Below are 18497 nucleotides of genomic sequence, written 5' to 3' on the forward strand. Positions count from 1 at the left end.
CGATGCCTGAGCTCGCCCGGCGCATTGGTCGCGCCAAGCCTAGCGCAATCATGGTGGTGGCCGAAAAGGCCAAGCGTCTGAAGTCCGAAGGCCGCGACATCATCAGCTTTTCCATCGGTGTGCCGAACTTCCTCCCGGGCGACCACGTCTATGCCGCTGCTCGTGAAGCGTTGGCGAAAGACAGCGGGCAGTACGGCAGCAACCGCGGCAGCGATGCGCTCCTGGACGCCTTCCTCGCTCACATCGCGCAGATCGGCCTGAACGGATACGAACGCGCGAACATCGCGACCGGCATCGGCGCCAAGCACGTGATCTTCAACCTCGCCGAAGCGCTGCTCGACGAAGGCGACACCATCTGCTTCGCGGTGCCCTACTGGACCAGCTACTTCGACATCGCGGAAATCGTGAACGCGAAGGTCGAGCTGCTTCCGTGCCCGGCGTCGCAGGACTACAAGATGACCCCGGCCCAGCTCGACGCCGCGCTGGCGAAGAAGCCGAAGGTCTTCCTGTTCAACAACCCGTCCAACCCGACGGGCATGGTGTATTCGAAGGACGAGATCTCCGCGCTGGCCGATGTCATCGCCAAGTATCCCGATACGTGGGTGATCACCGACGACATCTACAACCGCATGGTGTTCGACGGCCTGGGTTACCACAACTTCGTGCACGCGCGTCCCGAACTGCGCGATCGCGTGATCTTCCTCGACTCGCTGTCCAAGACCTACGGCATGCCCGGTTGGCGCGTCGGTTTCCTCGCCGGCCCGAAGAATGTCGCCAGTGCCGTCGCGACGATGAACTCCAACCACATCACCAACATCCCGGAAGTCGTGACCGCCGCGGCCATCGCCGCGCTCTCCGGCCCGCAGGACATCCCCGCGCAGAAGAACGCCGAATTCGCGGCCAAGCGCGACCAGGTGCTGGCGATGCTCGCCACGCTGCCGGGCGTGGTGTGCCCGCGTCCGCAGGGTGCGTTCTACGTCTTCCCCGACATCAGCGTCGCCTTCGGCAAGACGCATGGCCCGACGGGCCAGAAGATCGCCAACGACGTCGACTTCTGCAATGCGCTGCTCGAAGCCAAGGGCGTGGCCTGCGTGCCGGGCTCGGCCTTCGGCGAGCCGCGCGCGCTGCGCATCAGCTACACGTGTCCGACGCCGCAACTCGCGCCGGGCCTGCAACGCTTCAAGGAATTCTTCGAAGAACTGAAGTAACGCGCCTTTTAACGTCCGACACGCACCATCCCCACAGATTTCCGGAGCCACCGCACCATGAAGACCCCCGTCCGTGTTGCCGTCACCGGCGCCGCCGGCCAGATCGGCTACGCCCTGCTGTTCCGCATCGCCTCCGGCGAAATGCTCGGGAAAGACCAGCCGGTCATCCTGCAGATGCTGGAACTGCCGCTCGACAAGGCACAGGCCGCGCTCAAGGGCGTGATGATGGAGCTCGAGGACTGCGCGTTCCCGCTCCTCGCCGGCATGGTCGGCACGGACGATCCGCGCGTCGCGTTCAAGGACGCCGATGTCGCGCTGCTCGTCGGCGCGCGTCCGCGCGGCCCGGGCATGGAGCGCAAGGACCTGCTGCTCGAGAACGCGAAGATCTTCACCGAACAGGGCAAGGCGCTGAACGACGTCGCTTCGCGCAACGTCAAGGTGCTCGTGGTCGGCAACCCGGCCAACACCAACGCCTACATCGCCATGAAGTCCGCGCCGGACCTGCCGGCGAAGAACTTCACCGCGATGCTGCGCCTGGATCACAACCGCGCGCTGTCGCAGCTGGCCATCAAGGCAGGCGTGCAGGTCGCCGACATCGACAAGCTGGTCGTGTGGGGCAACCATTCGCCGACGATGTATCCCGACTACCGCTTCGCCACCGTCGGCAATGCCTCGCTGAAGGACAAGATCAACGACGCCGACTGGAACGCGAACGACTTCATCCCGAAGGTCGGCAAGCGCGGCGCCGCGATCATCGAAGCGCGCGGCCTCTCGTCGGCCGCGTCGGCCGCCAATGCCGCGATCGACCACGTGCGCGACTGGCTGCTCGGCAGCAACGGCAAGTGGGTGACGATGGGCATTCCCTCCGACGGCAGCTACGGCATTCCGAAGGACGTGCTGTACGGCTTCCCGGTCACCACGCAGGGCGGCGAGTACACGATGATCCGCGACCTGCCGATCGACGACTTCAGCCGGCAGCGCATGGACAAGACGCTCGCCGAGCTCGAGGAAGAGCGCGCCGGCGTGGCGCACCTGCTGTGATTCACCCGAGGCGACCGCAAGGTCGCCTCGTCCATTGTGGATGCATGACATGACGCAAGATTCCGCAGGCGCGAGGTTTCGCGCCGCCGTCCGCGACGAAAGCCCGCTGCAGGTGATGGGTGCCATCACCGCGTACGCCGGCCTGATGGCCAAGCGCACGGGTTACAAGGCGCTGTATCTCTCCGGTGGCGGCGTCGCCGCCAATTCGCTCGGCGTGCCCGACCTCGGCATCAGCACGATGGAAGACGTGCTGGTCGATGCACGGCGCATCGTCGACGCCACGCAGTTGCCGCTGCTGGTCGACATCGATACCGGTTGGGGTGGCGCGTTCAACATCGCGCGCACGATCCGCTCCTTCATCAACGTCGGCGTCGCCGCCGTGCACATGGAAGACCAGGTCGGCCAGAAGCGTTGCGGCCATCGCCCGGGCAAGGAAGTCGTGTCGAAGGCCGAAATGATCGATCGCGTGAAGGCCGCGGTGGACGCGCGCACCGACGCGTCGTTCGTGATCATGGCGCGCACCGATGCGGCGGCGGTCGAAGGCGTCGATTCGGCGATCGACCGCGCCTGCGCCTACGTCGAAGCCGGCGCGGACATGATCTTCCCCGAAGCCATGAACACGCTCGAGGATTACAAGCGCTTCAAGGCCGCGGTGAAGGTGCCGATCCTGGCCAACCTCACCGAGTTCGGGTCCACGCCGTTCTTCACCACCGACGAACTGCGCGGTGCGAACGTCGACATCGCGCTGTACTGCTGCGGCGCGTATCGCGCGATGAACAAGGCCGCGCTCAATTTCTACGAAACCGTGCGCCGCGAAGGCACGCAGAAGAACATCGTCGATACCCTGCAGACGCGCGCGCAGTTGTACGACTTCCTCGGTTACCACGCGTACGAAGACAAGCTCGACCAATTGTTTTCGCAAGAAAAGAAGGGATGACCATGAGCGAACAAGTGCTCCCCAAGGCCAAGAAGTCCGTCGCGCTGAGCGGCACCGCCGCGGGCAACACCGCGCTGTGCACGGTCGGCCGCAGCGGCAACGACCTGCATTACCGCGGTTACGACATCAAGGACCTGGCGACCAGGTCAACGTTCGAGGAAGTCGCGCACCTGCTGGTGCACGGCGTGCTGCCGACGACCGCGCAGCTGAAGGCCTACAAGACCAAGCTCTCGCGCCTGCGCGGCCTGCCGGCCATCGTGCAGGAAGCGCTGGAACTGGTGCCCGCCAACGCGCATCCGATGGATGTCATGCGTACGGGTTGCTCGGTGCTCGGCACCGTACTCCCGGAGCGCGAAGGCCATCCGGCCTCCGAAGCGCGCGACATCGCCGACAGGCTGATCGCCAGCTTCGGTTCGATGCTCCTGTACTGGTGGCACTTCACCCGCAACGGCCGCCGCATCGACGTGGAAACCGACGACGACAACGTCGCCGGCCACTTCCTGCACCTGCTGCACGGTGAGCCGCCGTCGAAGCTGCACGCCGATGCGCTCGACAAGTCGCTGATCCTGTACGCCGAGCAMGAGTTCAACGCCTCCACCTTCACCGGCCGCGTGATCGCCGGCACCGGTTCGGACATGTATTCGTGCATCACCGGCGCGATCGGCGCGCTGCGCGGCCCGAAGCACGGCGGCGCGAACGAAGTGGCGATGGACATCATCTCGCGCTACGCGACCGCCGATGAAGCCGAAGCCGACATCCGCGCCCGCGTGGAGCGCAAGGAAATCGTCATCGGCTTCGGCCACCCGGTCTACACCGTGGGCGACCCGCGCAACCCGATCATCAAGGAACTCTCGCGCAAGCTCTGCGCCGAGGGCGGCAACCAGGTGTTGTTCGACGTCAGCGAGCGCATCGAGACGCTGATGTGGGACATGAAGAAGATGTTCCCGAACCTGGATTGGTACAGCGCGTCGGCCTATCACATGATGGGCATTCCGACGCCGATGTTCACGCCGCTGTTCGTGGTGGCGCGCACGACCGGTTGGGCGGCGCACGTGATCGAGCAGCGCGAAGACGGCAAGATCATCCGCCCGAGCGCGAACTACATCGGCCCCGACGACCGCGACTACGTCCCGATCGAAAAGCGCTGAGCGCACCTCCCCTCCAGGGGAGGTCAAAAAGAAACCCGCCATCGGCGGGTTTCTTTTTGGGTGGGGTGAGCAACGACGAACCTCAGGCCAACCCCTGCGTTTCCATCGCCCTGCGCACGCCCGGATCGTTGCGCATGCGGTCGTAGTGCGCGTGCAGGTTGTCCAGGCCCGACAGGTCGACATCCTGCGCCTTCGCCCAGCGCAGCGTCACGAACAGGTAGGGATCGGCGATCGAGCGCTCGCCCGCCAACCATTGCTTGCCATCCAGCTGCGCATCGATGCGCTCGTAGAGCTTGCGCAAATTCTCGCGGGACTTGTCCTGGGTGCGTTCGATCGCCTTCGCGTCGCCGAGGAAGTCGTATTTGCCGAAGAAGGAATGGAACTGCGGATGCACGTCGGAGTTGACGAGCGACAACCACTGGTTGACCTCGGCGCGCGACTCCGGCGTTCCGTCTCCCCCGAGCTGGGCTTCGGGGAACGAGTCGGCGAGGTAGTTCAGGATCGCGACGTTTTGCAGCAGTACCTTGCCGTCCGTCAATTCAAGCGCCGGCACCGCGCCGGCGGGATTGATCTCCAGATATTCGGGTTGCGTGCGCTGCTCGCGCGTCACCAATTGCGCGTCGAAGGGCTTGCCGATCCACTCCAATGCGATGTGGTCCGACAGCGCGCAGGTGCCGGGTGTGTAGTAGAGCTTCATGGGGCGACTCCGCGAAATTAGGAGACCGCCATCATCCCCAGCGTGGTGTCGATCGACAATCACGCGAAAAGGCAACAGTGAAGTTCAACCGTGGCGCGGTTTGAGCGGCTGCACGCGATAGAAGGTGTGGTCGCCGATCTTCGCCACCTGGAACGCGTTGCTCCACGCAGGCGTCGCGATGGCATGCGCGGCGAAGTGGCTCGCGCCCGGCACGATTTCCTGTCGCTGCCCGTAAGGCAATGCCCAGTTGCGTTCGGCCTGGAGCGCGACGTTCACCGCGTCCGACCACGCTTGCCCGCCGCGCAGGCGCGTGTCGGCAGGCACGATGGTCGGCGCGAACTGCTTCTTCGCGGTGACCACCGAGCACAGGTTGTCGCCCCACAGGCCGCTATCGCGGCGGCGCAGCGCCACCTCGGCGACGGCCTGCTGCCCGAGGGCGGATTGATCGCGCGCCTCGAGGTACACGGTGGTGCTCAGGCAGAGCGAATCTGCGGCCGGCTGCGGCAACACGTGCGACAGCCAGAGGATCCAGGCCAGCTTCATTTGCGTCGGACTCCTTGCTCCGTTGCGACGTAGGCCCTTGAGGACCTGCGACATGGCGTACTGGGGAGGGCGGCGGCTCTAACGGCTGCCTTTGCCCGATCGCGGCCCTTGGAAGGCGGGCCGCGAGGGTGCCCCGCATCGACTGGCGGGGCGTGAAAGTGTGCGCACGTTAACGATCCGGTTCCCAACGAAGCCTGAACCGATTTCGTAAGTTACGGATTTGCTTGTGTTTTTAATGTGAATGCGCTAGGTCAGCGCCACAGGAGCGGCTTGAATCCGCCCCAGAACATGCGTTTGCCATCGAAGGGCATGTTCTTCGGATTGGAGAACTCGGCCAGGCGCGGGTCTTTCATGACCTTCGCGTTGATGCGGTCGCGCTGGGCCCTGGACTTGTAGATGATCCAGGAGAAGATGACGAGCTCGCCGGGCTTGCGCTTGACCGCCTGCGGGAAGCTGGTGAGCTTCCCGGGCTGCACGTCGTCCTCGACGTTCTCGCAGTATTCGAGCGCGCCGTATTCGAGCCAGATCGCGGCCCCCTTGCGGGCCATCCTGCGGTAGTCGGCGAGGTTCTTTTCGGGAACGGCCAGGACGTATCCATCGACGTACATGGGGCGGCACTCCGCGGTCGGGGGAGGCCGCGGAGCCTACGACCGGCCGCGTTAAAGCCGCGCCGCGAGCGCCGTGCCCTGGGCGATGGCGCGCTTGGCGTCGAGTTCGGCGGCGATATCGGCGCCGCCGATGACATGCACGTTGCCGGTCGCGTTCGACAAGGCATCGAACAGGGCGCGTCGCGGTTCCTGGCCCGCGCAGACCACCACGTGGTCGACCGGCAGCAAGCGCTCTTCGCCATCGACGCGGATGCGCAGGCCCGCATCGTCGACGCCGAGATATTCGACACCGCCGAGCATCTGCACGCGCTTGGCCTTCAGGGTCGCGCGATGGATCCAGCCCGTCGTCTTGCCCAGGCGCGCACCGGGGCGGCCTTCCGTGCGTTGCAGCAACCACACCTCGCGCGCGGGCGGTTCCGGGTGCGCAGTGGCGAGTCCGCCGCGTGCGTCGAATGCCGGATCGATGCCCCATTCGCGCATCCACAGGTGCGGATCCAGCGACGGCGACGTGCCTTGGTGCACGAGGAATTCCGCGACGTCGAAGCCGATGCCGCCCGCGCCGACAATCGCCACGCACGGGCCACACACCACGCGCCCTTCGATCACGTCCGCATAGCCGACCACCTTCGCGTGGTCCGCGCCGGGGAAGGAAACCGCGCGCGCATTCACACCGGTGGCGACGACGACGGCGTCGTAGTCCTTCAAGGCATCGGCTTCCACGCGTGTCCGAAGATGCAGCGCGACGCCGGTTTCTTCGATGCGGTGGCGGAAATAGCGCAGCGTTTCCTCGAACTCTTCCTTGCCGGGAATGCGGCGCGAAAGATTGAATTGCCCACCGATCACATCGCTCGCTTCGAACAAATCGACCTTGTGGCCACGCGCTGCCGCTTCCGTGGCGCAGGCCAGTCCCGCGGGTCCCGCGCCAACGACGGCGATGCGGCGCGGTGTCGTTGCACGCACGGACACGAGTTCGGTTTCCGCGCACGCACGCGGATTCACCAGGCAACTGGCGCGCTTGTTTTCGAACACATGGTCCAGGCACGCTTGGTTGCACGCGATGCAGGTGTTGATCGCATGCGCGCGTCCGGCACGCGCCTTGTTCGGCCATTGCGGATCGGCGAGGAGCGGGCGCGCCATCGACACCATGTCGGCGCCGCCAGAGGCGAGGACGCGTTCGGCGACGTCCGGCATGTTGATGCGATTGGTCGCGATGAGCGGCAGGCGAACGTGTGGACGCAGTTTCGCGGTCACGCCGGCGAACGCCGCGCGCGGCACGGACGTGGCGATCGTCGGAATGCGCGCTTCGTGCCAGCCGATGCCGGTGTTGATCAGCGTGGCACCCGCCTGTTCGATGGCTTGCGCCTGCTGCACGATGTCGTGCCAGTCGCCGCCGCCGTCGACGAGGTCGAGCATCGACAGGCGGCACACGAGGATGAAGTCGGGCCCGCAGGCTTCGCGCACGCGGCGGACGATTTCGACGGCGAAGCGCATGCGTTGCGCCGCATCGCCGCCCCAGCGGTCGGCGCGCTTGTTGGTGCGCGCGACCGTGAACTGGTTGATGAGATAGCCCTCCGATCCCATCAACTCGACGCCGTCGTAACCGGCTTCGCGCGCGAACACCGCCGCGCGCGCGTACGCATCGATCTGGCGTTCGACGCCCCGCGCGGACAACGCACGCGGCGTGAACGGATTGATCGGCGCTTTCAATTTCGACGGCGCGACCGACAAGGGGTGGTACGCGTAACGCCCCGCGTGCAGCAACTGCAGGCAGATGTGCGCACCTTGCGCGTGCACGGCCTGCGTGACCTGGCGATGCGGGCGGACCTCATGCCGCCAGGACAACTTCCCCGCGAACGGTTTGAGCCAGCCCACCAGGTTCGGTGCGAAGCCGCCGGTGACGATCAGCCCCGCGCCGCCGGCCGCGCGTTCTGCGAAGTAAGCCGCGAGCTTCGGGAAATCGCGCGCGCGATCCTCCAGGCCCGTGTGCATCGAGCCCATGAGGATGCGATTGCGCAGCGTCGCGAACCCGAGGTCGAGCGGGCGGAACAGGTGCGGATAGGGAGAAGCGTCGACGTCGGGCGTGGTTTCGGAGGGCAGGGCGGACATGCGCATACGCTGGCGTACGGGATGGCGCACCATGCCCGCATTTCGGGCGTCGCACAATCGGTCAGTGGAAAGCGAAAGCGTCCAGGGCCAGCGAGCCGAGTTCGTGCGACCGGTGCAGGTGACGCATCTTCGGCGCCTCGCCCGCGGCGCCGAGGGCGACGAACAGCGGCATCAGGTGTTCGACGGTCGGGTGCGCGCGCTTCGCGTTCGGTGCGCGCTTCTGCCAGTCGGCGAGCGCATCGAGGTCGTTGGCCTGCAGGCGGTCGCGCATCCACGCGGCGAAGTCCGCCGCCCACGACGCAAGCGGTGCGTCGGGGTGTTGCCAGTCCAGGTCGCCGAGGTTGTGCACGAAGCCGCCCGAGCCGATCACGAGGACGCCATCGTTCCGCAACGCCGCCAACGCACGGCCGAGTGCGATGTGGGCCTGCGCGTCGCCGCGCGGATCCACCGAAATCGGCACGACCGGGATGTCGGCCTCCGGGAACATCCGCAGCAGCGGGACCCACACGCCGTGGTCGAGACCGTGTTCGGCCGCGATGCGGACCGGAAGTCCCGCATCTCCGATCACCTTGGCGATGGCCTGGGCGAGGACCGGCAAGCCGGGTGCCGGGTAGCGCAGGCCATACAGCGCCTGCGGGAAACCGCCGAAGTCGTGGATCGTATGCGGCAGCGCGGCGGCACCCACGTGCGTCGGCACGGCGGCGAAGTGCGCCGAGGCGACGACGATCGCGCGCGGCGTCGGCAACTGGCGCGACAGGCCATCGAGGAAGCGACCGGCAGCCGAATCCTGCACTGCCAACATCGGCGAACCGTGGGAAAGAAAGAGGGTGGGCAAGGGCTGGTCCATGCGCTTGAAGATGCGCGCCTTGGCGCACCGGACCAACCGGTCTGGCCGCGTAGGTGCGTTGCATCCCTGCAACGCGTGGCGGTCCAGACCGATAGTCGGGCCGTGAAACGCGTCGCCGTCTGGCAAAATGCGCGGCTTCCCTCCGCCGACCGCCTACGCATGAGCCACTTCGACGTTCGTTCCGCCGTTCGCCCCAATCCCGACCAGCCGATGGTCGACATCGCCGACTACGTCATCGATTACACGATCGGCTCGCAGGAGGCGTACGACACCGCGCGCCACATGCTGCTCGACTCGCTCGCCTGCGCGATGCTGGCGATGAAGTTCGAGGGCTGCGTGAAGCACCTCGGCCCCATCGTGCCGGGCGCCACGCTCCCGGGCGGCGCCGTCGTGCCGGGCACCGGTTACGAGCTCGATCCGGTCCAGGCCGCCTTCAACATCGGCACGCTGGTGCGCTGGCTCGACTTCAACGACACCTGGCTCGCCGCCGAATGGGGCCATCCGTCGGACAACCTCGGCGCCATCCTCGCCGTGGCCGACTGGCTGAACCGCAAGGCCCTGCGCGAAGACAGCGGCAAGACGATCACCGTGCGCGACGTGCTCGGCTGGGCGATCAAGGCCCACGAGATCCAGGGTGTCTACGCGCTGCAGAATTCGTTCAACCGCGTCGGCCTGGACCACGTGATCCTCGTCCGCCTGGCCTCCACCGCGGTCGCCACCGCGATGCTGGGCGGCACGAAGGACGAGATCGTCACCGCCGTCTCGCACTCGTGGATCGACAACGGCGTGCTGCGCACCTACCGCCATGCGCCGAACACCGGCCCGCGCAAGAGCTGGGCCGCAGGCGATGCCTGCCGCCGCGCCGTCACCCACGCGCTGAACGCGGTGGAGAAGAAGGTGGTCGGCTATCCCAGCGCGCTGAGCGCGAAGACCTGGGGCTTCTACGACGTCGCCTTCAAGGGCAAGGCGTTCGAGTTCGAGCGTCCCTTCGGCAGCTACGTGATGGAGAACGTCCTGTTCAAGATCTCCTTCCCGGCCGAATTCCACGCCCAGACCGCCGTGGAATGCGCCATGCAGCTGCATCCGCAGGTGCGGGGCCGCATCGAGGACATCGAGCGCATCGAGATGGAGACGCAGGAAGCCGGCGTGCGCATCATCGACAAGACCGGCCCGCTGGCCAATTACGCCGACCGCGACCACTGCCTCCAGTACATGGTGGCCGTGCCGCTGATCTTCGGGCGCCTGACCGCGGACGACTACAACGACGACGTCGCGGCCGACCCGCGCATCGACGCCCTGCGCGCCAAGATGGTCGTGAAGGAAAACCCCCAGTTCACGAAGGACTATTTCGACCCGGACAAGCGTTACATCGGCAACGCGGTCCAGGTGTTCTTCAAGGACGGCACGAGCACGGAGAAGGTGTCGATCGATTTCCCGATCGGCCACCGGAAACGCCGCGCCGAAGGCATCCCCGTGCTGATGGCGAAGTTCCAGGCCGCCATCCGGGCGCACCTCCAGGCGGCCTCGGCCGACCGGCTGATGGCCCTGGCCGGCAAGCCGGCGGAACTGGAAGCGATGTCCATCTCGGACTTCATGAACCTTTACCGGGTGTAAGATTCGGCCGCCTTACAGAGGGTTGGCACCCACCAACTGTTATGCTAGCGTTAACAAGGCCTTCATGCGCCCCGAATTAAGTTGGCCTGGATGCCGTGCGGATCGCGGCCGTCTTGAATTGAAAAAGCGATTGGTTTCTTTACCCTGATCAAGGAGCTGAACATGAACAAGAAACTCCTCTGCGCCGCGCTTCTGTGTGGCCTTGGCGTCGCGCAGGCGGCCGCCGCGCAGACCTTCGACGACCGTTGGTATGTCGCGGGTTCCACCGGCGTGAACTTCCAGGACACGGACCGTGATACCGAAGATTCCATCTTCGGCACCCTCGGCTTCGGCAAGTTCCTGAACCCGAATTGGTCGGTCGACTTCGAACTGAACTACCAGAACCCGGACAAGCAGTCGAATCCGAACCTCTGGTGGAGCCAGTACGGCGCCTCGGCCGATGCCCGTTACCACTTCCGCAGCGCCGACGCGAAGTGGTGGCCCTACGTCCGCGCGGGCCTGGGCTGGCAGCGTCACGAAGAAGAATTCATCCGTGATCCCGCGTTCGGTACCCCGGACGGCGGCTTCCCGGCCGAGCATTCGGACAACAACGCCGCCGTGAACCTCGGCGCCGGCCTGCAGTTCGACTTCGGTCGCGTCGACCTCCGCACGGAAGTCGGTACGCGTATCGATTTCGACGACATCCAGGCGCGTCCGGCCCAGCAGCAGGAAGACTACTTCACCGACATCCTCGCTTCGGTCGGCCTGACCGTGGCCCTCGGTCCGGAGCCGGCAGCCCCGGTTGCCCCGGCCCCGGCGGCCCCGTCGTGCGCCGATGCGGACGACGACGGTGACGGCGTCAACAACTGCGACGACAAGTGCCCCGGTTCGCAGGCTGGCCAGACCATCGGTCCGGACGGCTGCCCGGTGCCGGTCACGATCGACCTGAAGGGCGTCAACTTCGACTTCGACAAGTCGACGCTGCGTCCGGACGCGGTCGCGATCCTCGGCGAAGCCACCGAAATCCTGAAGCGCTATCCCGAGCTGAAGGTTGAAGTCGCCGGTCACACCGACTCCGTCGGTTCCGACGCCTACAACCAGAAGCTGTCGGAGCGTCGCGCCAAGGCGGTGTACGACTACCTGACCAGCAACGGCGTCGACGCCGCTCGCCTGATCGGCCCGAACGGTTACGGCGAGAGCCGCCCGCTTGCGCCGAACACGAACGACGATGGTTCGGACAATCCGGAAAACCGTGCGCGCAACCGCCGCACCGAGCTGAACGTCCAGAACTAAGTTCGACGGTTCCACGCAACAAGAAGAAGCCCGGCCAACGCCGGGCTTCTTTTTTTCTAACGCCGATCACACGCAATTGCGCGTGATTCGGTTGTTACGCATCGGCAGGGTGCCTACACTCCGACGAGACTTCGGAGATCGGCCATGCGCTACACACTCGTTGCCCTGGGATTGTTGGCGCTGTCGGGCATGGCCCACGCACAGAACAACTGCAGCCTGGCCACCGCGCCGCGCGCGCTGCCGATCCAGCCGACCGTCCTGCCCGCGCTCGCGCCCGAACTCACCGTCCCCAGCCACCAGCTCGGCGCGCCGACCGGCGTGCTCGCCCAGGCCTACGACGAGTCGCAGACCGTCGAGAACGTGCTCTTCCGCCTCAAGCTCGAGGGTTGCCGCAGCATCGCGAACGCGGCGCCTGCCGCATCGCCCGCCAACGGCGTGGTCGATTCTTCCACGTATAAACCGAAGACGCAGTTCGACAATTCGCCGTGGCGGTTCGACATGAACCAGAACGGCAAGCGCATGACGGCCGAGGAATTCGACCAGTGGATGAAGGCGCGCGGCGTGCGCGTCGCGAAGGGCGGTAGCGCCCCGGCCGCCGCGCCCGCGGCTGCAACGTCGACTGCTGTGCCCGCGGCATCCTCGACCACCGTGCCCGCCGCACCCGCTGCGCCCGTCGCACCGCCCACCGCGACGCCCGCCAAGCCCTGATCGAAGCTGCCTGATACGCCGCTGGCCAACTCCGCGACACCTCGCCACGGACTCGCACGCGCGCTTTCCAAGCGCGGCGTGTGTTCGCGCACGCAAGCAACCGAGTGGATCCGCGCCGGTCGCGTGAGCGTCGACGGGCGCGTCGTGCGCGACCCGGAATTCCCGACTATCGCCGGCCGCCATCGCATCGCAGTCGACGGCCGCTCGCTCGACGACGCCCCCGAACGCCGCGTGCTCGCGCTCAACAAACCCCGCGGGCTGGTCACCACCGCACGCGACGAGCGCGGCCGCGACACGGTGTATCGCTGTTTCGACGGTGCAGGCCTGCCCTGGCTCGCGCCCGTCGGCCGGCTCGACAAGGCCAGCGAAGGCCTGCTGTTGTTCACCAACGATCCGGCGTGGGCCGCCCGCATCACCGATCCGGCGACCGGCCCCGACAAGCGCTACCACGTGCAGATCGACGCGCTTCCGGACGATGCGTTGCTCGCGGCGCTCAACGCGGGCGTCGAGGACGAAGGCGAAACCCTGCGCGCGAAATCCGCGACGGTCCTGCGCACGGGCGAACGCACCGCCTGGCTGGACATCGTGCTCGACGAAGGCCGCAACCGGCAGATCCGCCGGATGCTCGCCGTGCTGGATGTCGATGTGTTGCGACTGGTGCGTGTCGCGATCGGCCCGCTGGAACTGGGCGAACTGGCGAAGGGCGCCTGGCGCGAGCTGACGCCCTCCGAAATCGACGCCCTTACTGGATGACGCCCAGTTCCTTGCCGATGCGAACGAACGCGTCGATGGCGCGATCCAGGTGTTCGCGCGTATGCGCCGCGCTGATCTGCGTGCGGATGCGCGCCTTGTCCTTCGGCACGACGGGGAAGAAGAAGCCGATCGCGTAGATGCCTTCCTCAAGCAGCCGCCCGGCGAACTTCTGCGCAAGCGGTGCGTCGTACAGCATCACCGGTGCGATCGGATGCACGCCCGGCTTGATGTCGAAGCCGGCGGCGGTCATGCGCTCGCGGAAATATTTCGTGTTCTCCGCAAGGCGCTCACGCAACTCGCCGGCCGAGGACAGCATCTCGAACGCCTTGATCCCCGCGGCCACGACGTGCGGCGGCAGCGAATTCGAAAACAGGTAGGGACGCGAACGCTGGCGCAGCAGTTCGATCACTTCGCGCTTGGCCGTGGTGAAACCACCGAGCGCACCGCCCATCGCCTTGCCGAGCGTGCCGGTGAAGATATCGATCTTCTCCATCACGCCCTTGACCTCGGCCGAGCCGCGTCCCGTCTTGCCGAGGAAACCGGTGGCGTGGCATTCGTCGATGTGGACCAGCGCGCCGTACTTCTGCGCGAGCGCCGTGATTTCATCGAGCGGCGCGATGAAGCCGTCCATCGAAAACACGCCGTCGGAGGTGATCATGATCGTGCGCGCGCCGTCGGCCTTTGCCTGCTTGAGCTGGGCTTCCAGGTCGGCCATGTCGCAGTTGGCGTAGCGATAACGCTTGGCCTTGCACAGGCGCACGCCATCGATGATCGACGCGTGGTTGAGCGCGTCGGAAATGATCGCGTCGTTCTCGTCCAGCAGCGGTTCGAACAGGCCGCCGTTCGCATCGAAGCACGCGGCGTAGAGGATCGTGTCTTGCGTGCCGAAGAAGTCCGCGATCGTCTTTTCCAGCTGCTTGTGCAGGTCCTGCGTGCCGCAGATGAAGCGCACGCTGGCCATGCCGAAACCGTGCGTGTCCAGCGCGTCCTTGGCCGCCGCGATCACGTCGGGATGGTCGGCCAGCCCGAGGTAGTTGTTCGCGCAGAAGTTCAGCACCGTGCGCCCGTCGGCGAGGGTGATTTCCGCCGACTGCGGGCTGGTGATGATGCGTTCGGACTTGAACAGGCCGGCGTCGCGGATTTCGTCGAGCGTTTGCGCGTAACGCGTGGTGAGGGTCATGTCGTCAGTTCCAGCTCAGCACGACCTTGCCGGCCTTGCCCGATTCCATCAATTCGAAGCCTTCCTGGAAGTCGTCGATCGGCAACTGGTGCGTCAACACCTTGCCGAGCGGGAAACCGCCGAGCACGAGCTGCGTCATCTTGTACCAGGTCTCGTACATGCGACGGCCGTAGATGCCGTGCAGCACCAGGCCCTTGAAGATGATCTTGTCCCAGTCGGCGCCGGCGCCCTTGGGCATGATGCCGAGCATCGCGATCTTGCCGCCGTGGTACATGCAATCGAGCATGTCGTTGAACGCGCGCGGGTTGCCGCTCATTTCCAGGCCCACGTCGAAGCCTTCCATGTGCAGGTCGGCCATCACGTCCTTGAGGCTGGTGTTGGACACGTTGACCACGCGCGTGGCGCCCATGTCGGCGGCGAGCTTGAGGCGATAGTCGTTGACGTCGGTCACCACGACGTTGCGCGCGCCGATGTGCTTGCAGATGCCCGCGGCAATGATGCCGATCGGGCCCGCGCCGGTGATCAGCACGTCCTCGCCGACGACATCGAACTCCAGCGCGCAATGCGCGGCGTTGCCGTAGGGGTCGAAGAACGCGGCGAGTTCGCTCGGGATCTGGTCGGGGATCGGCCACAGGTTGCTGGCCGGCATCACGATGAATTCGGCGAACGCGCCATTGCGGTTGACGCCGATGCCGACGGTGTTCGGGCACAGGTGCTGGCGACCGGCGCGGCAGTTGCGGCAATGGCCGCACACGATGTGGCCTTCGGCCGACACGCGCTGGCCGACCTTGTACCCGGTGACGCCGGGGCCGAGGTCGACGATGCGGCCGACGAATTCATGGCCGATCACCAGGCCCGGCTTGATCGTGCGCTGGCTCCACTCGTCCCAGAGGTAGATGTGCAGGTCGGTGCCGCAGATCGCCGTCTTCTCCAGGCGGATCAGCACCTCGTTCGGGCCCGGGGTCGGTACGGGGACCTGTTCCATCCAGATGCCCTTGCCCGCCTCGCGCTTCACCAGCGCCTTCATCATCGTCATGTCGTGCTGCCCGGAACCGTACGGAAGAAGGCCGGAATTATAGGCCGCTGGACGGCCGCTTATACTCGCGGGCCGTTCACCCACCCAGGATCGCCTGCCCGATGCGTCGTCGCTTGCTCGCACCCCTGCTGCTCTGCGCAGCCACCGCCCAGGCCGACGAGGGCATGTGGATGCCCTCGCAACTGCCCGACATCGCCACGCAGCTGAAGGCCGCCGGCTACAAGGGCGATCCGGCGCAACTGGCCGACCTCACCCGCGCGCCGATGAACGCGGTGGTGAAGGTGGGCGGCGCCACCGGCGCCTTCGTGTCGAAGGACGGCCTGGTGCTGACCAACCACCACGTCGCCTTCGGCGTCATCCAGTACAACGCCAAGCCCGACCGCGACCTCATCCACGATGGTTTCGTGGCGGCCGACCGCGCCGGCGAACTCCCGGCCAATCCCGACTTCCGCGTGCTGGTGACCACCGGTTTCGACCGCATCACCGACCGCATCCTCGGTGATGCGCGCGGCAAGCAGGGCCGCGCGTACTTCGACGCGATCGACGCCGCCACCAAGGCCGTGGTCGCCGATTGCGAACGCGAGGCCGGCACGCGCTGCAGCGTCGCGAACATGGATTACGGCACCGACTTCTATCTCATCAGGCAGCTGGAACTGCGCGACATCCGCCTGGTGTACGCACCGCCGGAAGCGATCGGCAATTACGGCGACGAGATCGACAACTTCATGTGGCCGCGCCACTCGGGTGATTTCACGTTGCTGCGCGCCTACGTCGGCAAGGACGGCAAGCCCGCCGACTACGCGCCCGACAACGTGCCCTACGCGCCGCCCGCGCACCTGCAGGTGTCCACGCGCAACGTGCAGCAGGGCGACTTCGCGATGCTCGCCGGCTACCCGGGCGTGACCTTCCGCCATCGCATGGCGTCCGAATTCAAGAACCAGATCGAATGGCAGCTGCCTTCGCGCGTTGCGCTGTTCGACGGGATCATCGACACGGTCGAAGCGGCCGCGAAGGGCGACAAGGCCGCGCAGGTGGCCTACGCCTCGCAAGTGCAGTCGATGAAGAACAACCTCAAGCGCGCGCAGGGCGAACTCGACGGCCTGCGCCGCAGCGACGCGGTGCGCGTGCGCAATACCGAAGAAGCCGCGCTGCTCGCATGGCTGGACAAACAGCCCGATGGTGCCGCCGCGCGCAAGGACATCGATGCGGCGCAAGCGTTGCTGTCCAATGCGATGGCCACGCGCGATCGCGATCAACTCGTTTCCACGATCCGCAATTCGACGCAACTGTTGCGCGCCGCGCTCACCGTGCAGCGCCGCGCCATCGAACGCGCCAAGCCCGATGCGCAGCGCGAATCCGGCTACCAGGAACGCGACGAAGCGCTGATCGTCGGCTCGTTCAAGCAGGTGCAGCGCCGGTACGACGCGAAGGTGGAGAAGGCGATCCTCGCGCACCTGCTCGCGCAATATAGCGCGCTGCCGGCCGCGCAGCACGTGCCGGAAATCGACCAGGTCTTCGGGACGACGCAGGCCGATGCGGCGGCGAAACTCGACGCGCTCTACGCCGGCACGAAGCTCGGCGACGAGACCGTGCGCCTGGCGACGCTGCAGGACGCGAACATCGCCGCCAGCACCGACCCGATGCTCGTCGCCGCGAAGACGTTGTTGCCGGCCTACCTGCGCATCGAGGAAGAGGGCAAGCAGCGCGAAGGCGACCTGCTGCGCCTGCGTCCTTCGTACATGCGCGCGCTGAATGCCTACAGCAAGTCGCAGGGCCGCGCGGTGTATCCGGATGCGAACTCCACGCTGCGCGTGAGCTACGGGAAGATCACGCCGATGTCGCCGCGCGATGGCATCGACTATCGCCCGCTGACGACGGTGCAGGGCATCGTCGAGAAGCACACGGGCACCGCACCGTTCGACGCGCCCAGGCCGCTGCTCGATGCGATCGCGAAGGGCGACTTCGGGACCACCGCCGATCCGGTGCTCAAAACGCAGACGGTCGACCTGATGACCAACCTCGACACCACGGGCGGCAATTCCGGCTCGCCGGTGCTCGACGCGGACGGAAAGCTCATCGGCCTGAACTTCGACAGCAACTGGGAAGCGGTGAGCGCGAGCTGGTACTACGACCCGCGCTACAAGCGCGCGATCCACGTGGACATGCGCTACCTGCGCTGGCTGCTGGCGAAGGTCTACCCCGCGCCGGCCCTGCTGCGGGAAATGAATCTTCCGGCCGAGTAAGCATCCGGGAAGTTTCGGCTGGAGCGCGCCCCGGGGCGCCTCCAGTCTCCTCGTCGCGGGCCATCCGGCCCGATACGAGGAGCGCGCCATGCGCATGCTACGAATCGCGGCGGCCGCCAGCCTGCTGCTGCCGCTGGCGGCCCAGGCCGCCAATCCGGTGACCTGCGCGAAGATCGACCGGGCGCAGGTCGTCAAACTGTTCGACACCTGGAACGCGACGGCGATGAAAGGCACGCCGGCCCAACTGGCTGCGCTGTACACCGACGACGCCGTCCTGTTGCCCGCCGTGTCGAACAAGCCGCGCTACACGAAAGCCCAGCGCATCGAATTCTTCTCGAAGTTCGACCAGAAGCGCGCCGTCGGCCACGTCGACGAACACCGCGTGCAACTGGGCTGCAACGCCGCCATCGATTCGGGTGTGTACACGTTGACGCTCGCGCAGGGCGGGCATGTGAAAGCGCGTTACACGCTGGTCTATGTCTACGACGGCAAGCGCTGGCTCATCGCCAACCACCACTCCTCGGCGATGCCCTCGGTCCACGAACCGGATTGAGCC

Annotated in this window: 17 protein-coding genes; 10 read left to right on the forward strand and 7 right to left on the reverse strand. The window is 66.3% G+C overall.

The annotated features are described in order from the left end of the window. Nucleotides 1-2: 2 nt before the first annotated feature. Genes AC1DOM_RS15070 through prpC form a run of 4 tightly spaced genes read left to right on the forward strand, consistent with a single transcriptional unit; the run spans nucleotide 3 to nucleotide 4334 of the window. Nucleotides 3-1208, forward strand: coding sequence for a pyridoxal phosphate-dependent aminotransferase (locus tag AC1DOM_RS15070; protein ID WP_498964735.1), 1206 nt, complete (start codon nucleotides 3-5; stop codon nucleotides 1206-1208). 57 nt (nucleotides 1209-1265) lie between these two features. Then, nucleotides 1266-2249, forward strand: a complete 984-nt coding sequence (locus AC1DOM_RS15075) for a malate dehydrogenase (protein WP_498964737.1) — start codon at nucleotides 1266-1268, stop codon at nucleotides 2247-2249. 49 nt (nucleotides 2250-2298) lie between these two features. After that, on the forward strand, nucleotides 2299-3186 hold the full coding sequence (gene prpB, locus AC1DOM_RS15080) for a methylisocitrate lyase (protein WP_498964739.1): 888 nt from the start codon (nucleotides 2299-2301) through the stop codon (nucleotides 3184-3186). A gap of 2 nt (nucleotides 3187-3188) precedes the next feature. Then, on the forward strand, nucleotides 3189-4334 hold the full coding sequence (gene prpC / locus AC1DOM_RS15085; protein ID WP_498964741.1) for a bifunctional 2-methylcitrate synthase/citrate synthase: 1146 nt from the start codon (nucleotides 3189-3191) through the stop codon (nucleotides 4332-4334). A gap of 82 nt (nucleotides 4335-4416) precedes the next feature. On the opposite strand, the gene AC1DOM_RS15090 is transcribed toward prpC, so the two are convergent. From AC1DOM_RS15090 to AC1DOM_RS15110, 5 genes are all read right to left on the reverse strand, one after another. Further along, nucleotides 4417-5031: a glutathione S-transferase family protein gene (locus tag AC1DOM_RS15090; RefSeq protein WP_498964743.1), complete on the reverse strand. Its 615-nt coding sequence runs from the start codon at nucleotides 5029-5031 to the stop codon at nucleotides 4417-4419. Nucleotides 5032-5115: 84 nt separating this feature from the next. Next, complete coding sequence (locus AC1DOM_RS15095; RefSeq protein ID WP_498964745.1) at nucleotides 5116-5574, reverse strand: cell wall hydrolase; 459 nt, start codon at nucleotides 5572-5574, stop codon at nucleotides 5116-5118. Between the two features lie 251 nt (nucleotides 5575-5825). Beyond that, nucleotides 5826-6182 carry a DUF1428 domain-containing protein gene (locus tag AC1DOM_RS15100; protein ID WP_498964747.1) on the reverse strand — a complete coding sequence of 119 codons (357 nt, stop codon included), beginning with the start codon at nucleotides 6180-6182 and terminating at the stop codon, nucleotides 5826-5828. A gap of 51 nt (nucleotides 6183-6233) precedes the next feature. Continuing rightward, nucleotides 6234-8288 (reverse strand): oxidoreductase, encoded by a 2055-nt coding sequence (locus AC1DOM_RS15105; RefSeq protein ID WP_498964749.1) that lies wholly within the window; start codon nucleotides 8286-8288, stop codon nucleotides 6234-6236. A gap of 61 nt (nucleotides 8289-8349) precedes the next feature. Continuing rightward, nucleotides 8350-9135, reverse strand: coding sequence for a dioxygenase family protein (locus AC1DOM_RS15110; RefSeq protein ID WP_498964751.1), 786 nt, complete (start codon nucleotides 9133-9135; stop codon nucleotides 8350-8352). Between the two features lie 159 nt (nucleotides 9136-9294). On the opposite strand from AC1DOM_RS15110, the gene AC1DOM_RS15115 reads away from it, so the two are divergent. From AC1DOM_RS15115 to AC1DOM_RS15130, 4 genes are all read left to right on the forward strand, one after another. Further along, complete coding sequence (locus AC1DOM_RS15115; RefSeq protein ID WP_498964753.1) at nucleotides 9295-10749, forward strand: bifunctional 2-methylcitrate dehydratase/aconitate hydratase; 1455 nt, start codon at nucleotides 9295-9297, stop codon at nucleotides 10747-10749. Between the two features lie 162 nt (nucleotides 10750-10911). Next, nucleotides 10912-12021, forward strand: a complete 1110-nt coding sequence (locus tag AC1DOM_RS15120; protein ID WP_498964755.1) for an OmpA family protein — start codon at nucleotides 10912-10914, stop codon at nucleotides 12019-12021. Between the two features lie 144 nt (nucleotides 12022-12165). Next, nucleotides 12166-12729 (forward strand): hypothetical protein, encoded by a 564-nt coding sequence (locus AC1DOM_RS15125; RefSeq protein WP_498964757.1) that lies wholly within the window; start codon nucleotides 12166-12168, stop codon nucleotides 12727-12729. A gap of 6 nt (nucleotides 12730-12735) precedes the next feature. Next, nucleotides 12736-13482, forward strand: a complete 747-nt coding sequence (locus AC1DOM_RS15130) for a pseudouridine synthase (RefSeq protein WP_498964824.1) — start codon at nucleotides 12736-12738, stop codon at nucleotides 13480-13482. Here AC1DOM_RS15130 and kbl read toward each other — a convergent pair. Together kbl and tdh are read right to left on the reverse strand one after the other, a co-directional pair. Continuing rightward, a complete protein-coding gene (gene kbl, locus AC1DOM_RS15135) occupies nucleotides 13472-14662 on the reverse strand; it encodes a glycine C-acetyltransferase (RefSeq protein ID WP_498964759.1) in 1191 nt (396 codons plus the stop codon). The genes AC1DOM_RS15130 and kbl overlap by 11 nt on opposite strands. Nucleotides 14663-14666: 4 nt before the next feature. Continuing rightward, complete coding sequence (tdh, locus tag AC1DOM_RS15140; protein ID WP_498964826.1) at nucleotides 14667-15689, reverse strand: L-threonine 3-dehydrogenase; 1023 nt, start codon at nucleotides 15687-15689, stop codon at nucleotides 14667-14669. A gap of 110 nt (nucleotides 15690-15799) precedes the next feature. Here tdh and AC1DOM_RS15145 point away from each other — a divergent pair, with 110 nt between their 5' ends. After that, complete coding sequence (locus AC1DOM_RS15145; protein ID WP_498964761.1) at nucleotides 15800-17941, forward strand: S46 family peptidase; 2142 nt, start codon at nucleotides 15800-15802, stop codon at nucleotides 17939-17941. A gap of 88 nt (nucleotides 17942-18029) precedes the next feature. After that, nucleotides 18030-18494, forward strand: a complete 465-nt coding sequence (locus AC1DOM_RS15150) for an SgcJ/EcaC family oxidoreductase (RefSeq protein WP_498964763.1) — start codon at nucleotides 18030-18032, stop codon at nucleotides 18492-18494. Nucleotides 18495-18497: the final 3 nt, after the last annotated feature.

The sequence above is a fragment of the Lysobacter sp. P5_B12 genome, from assembly GCF_056400425.1.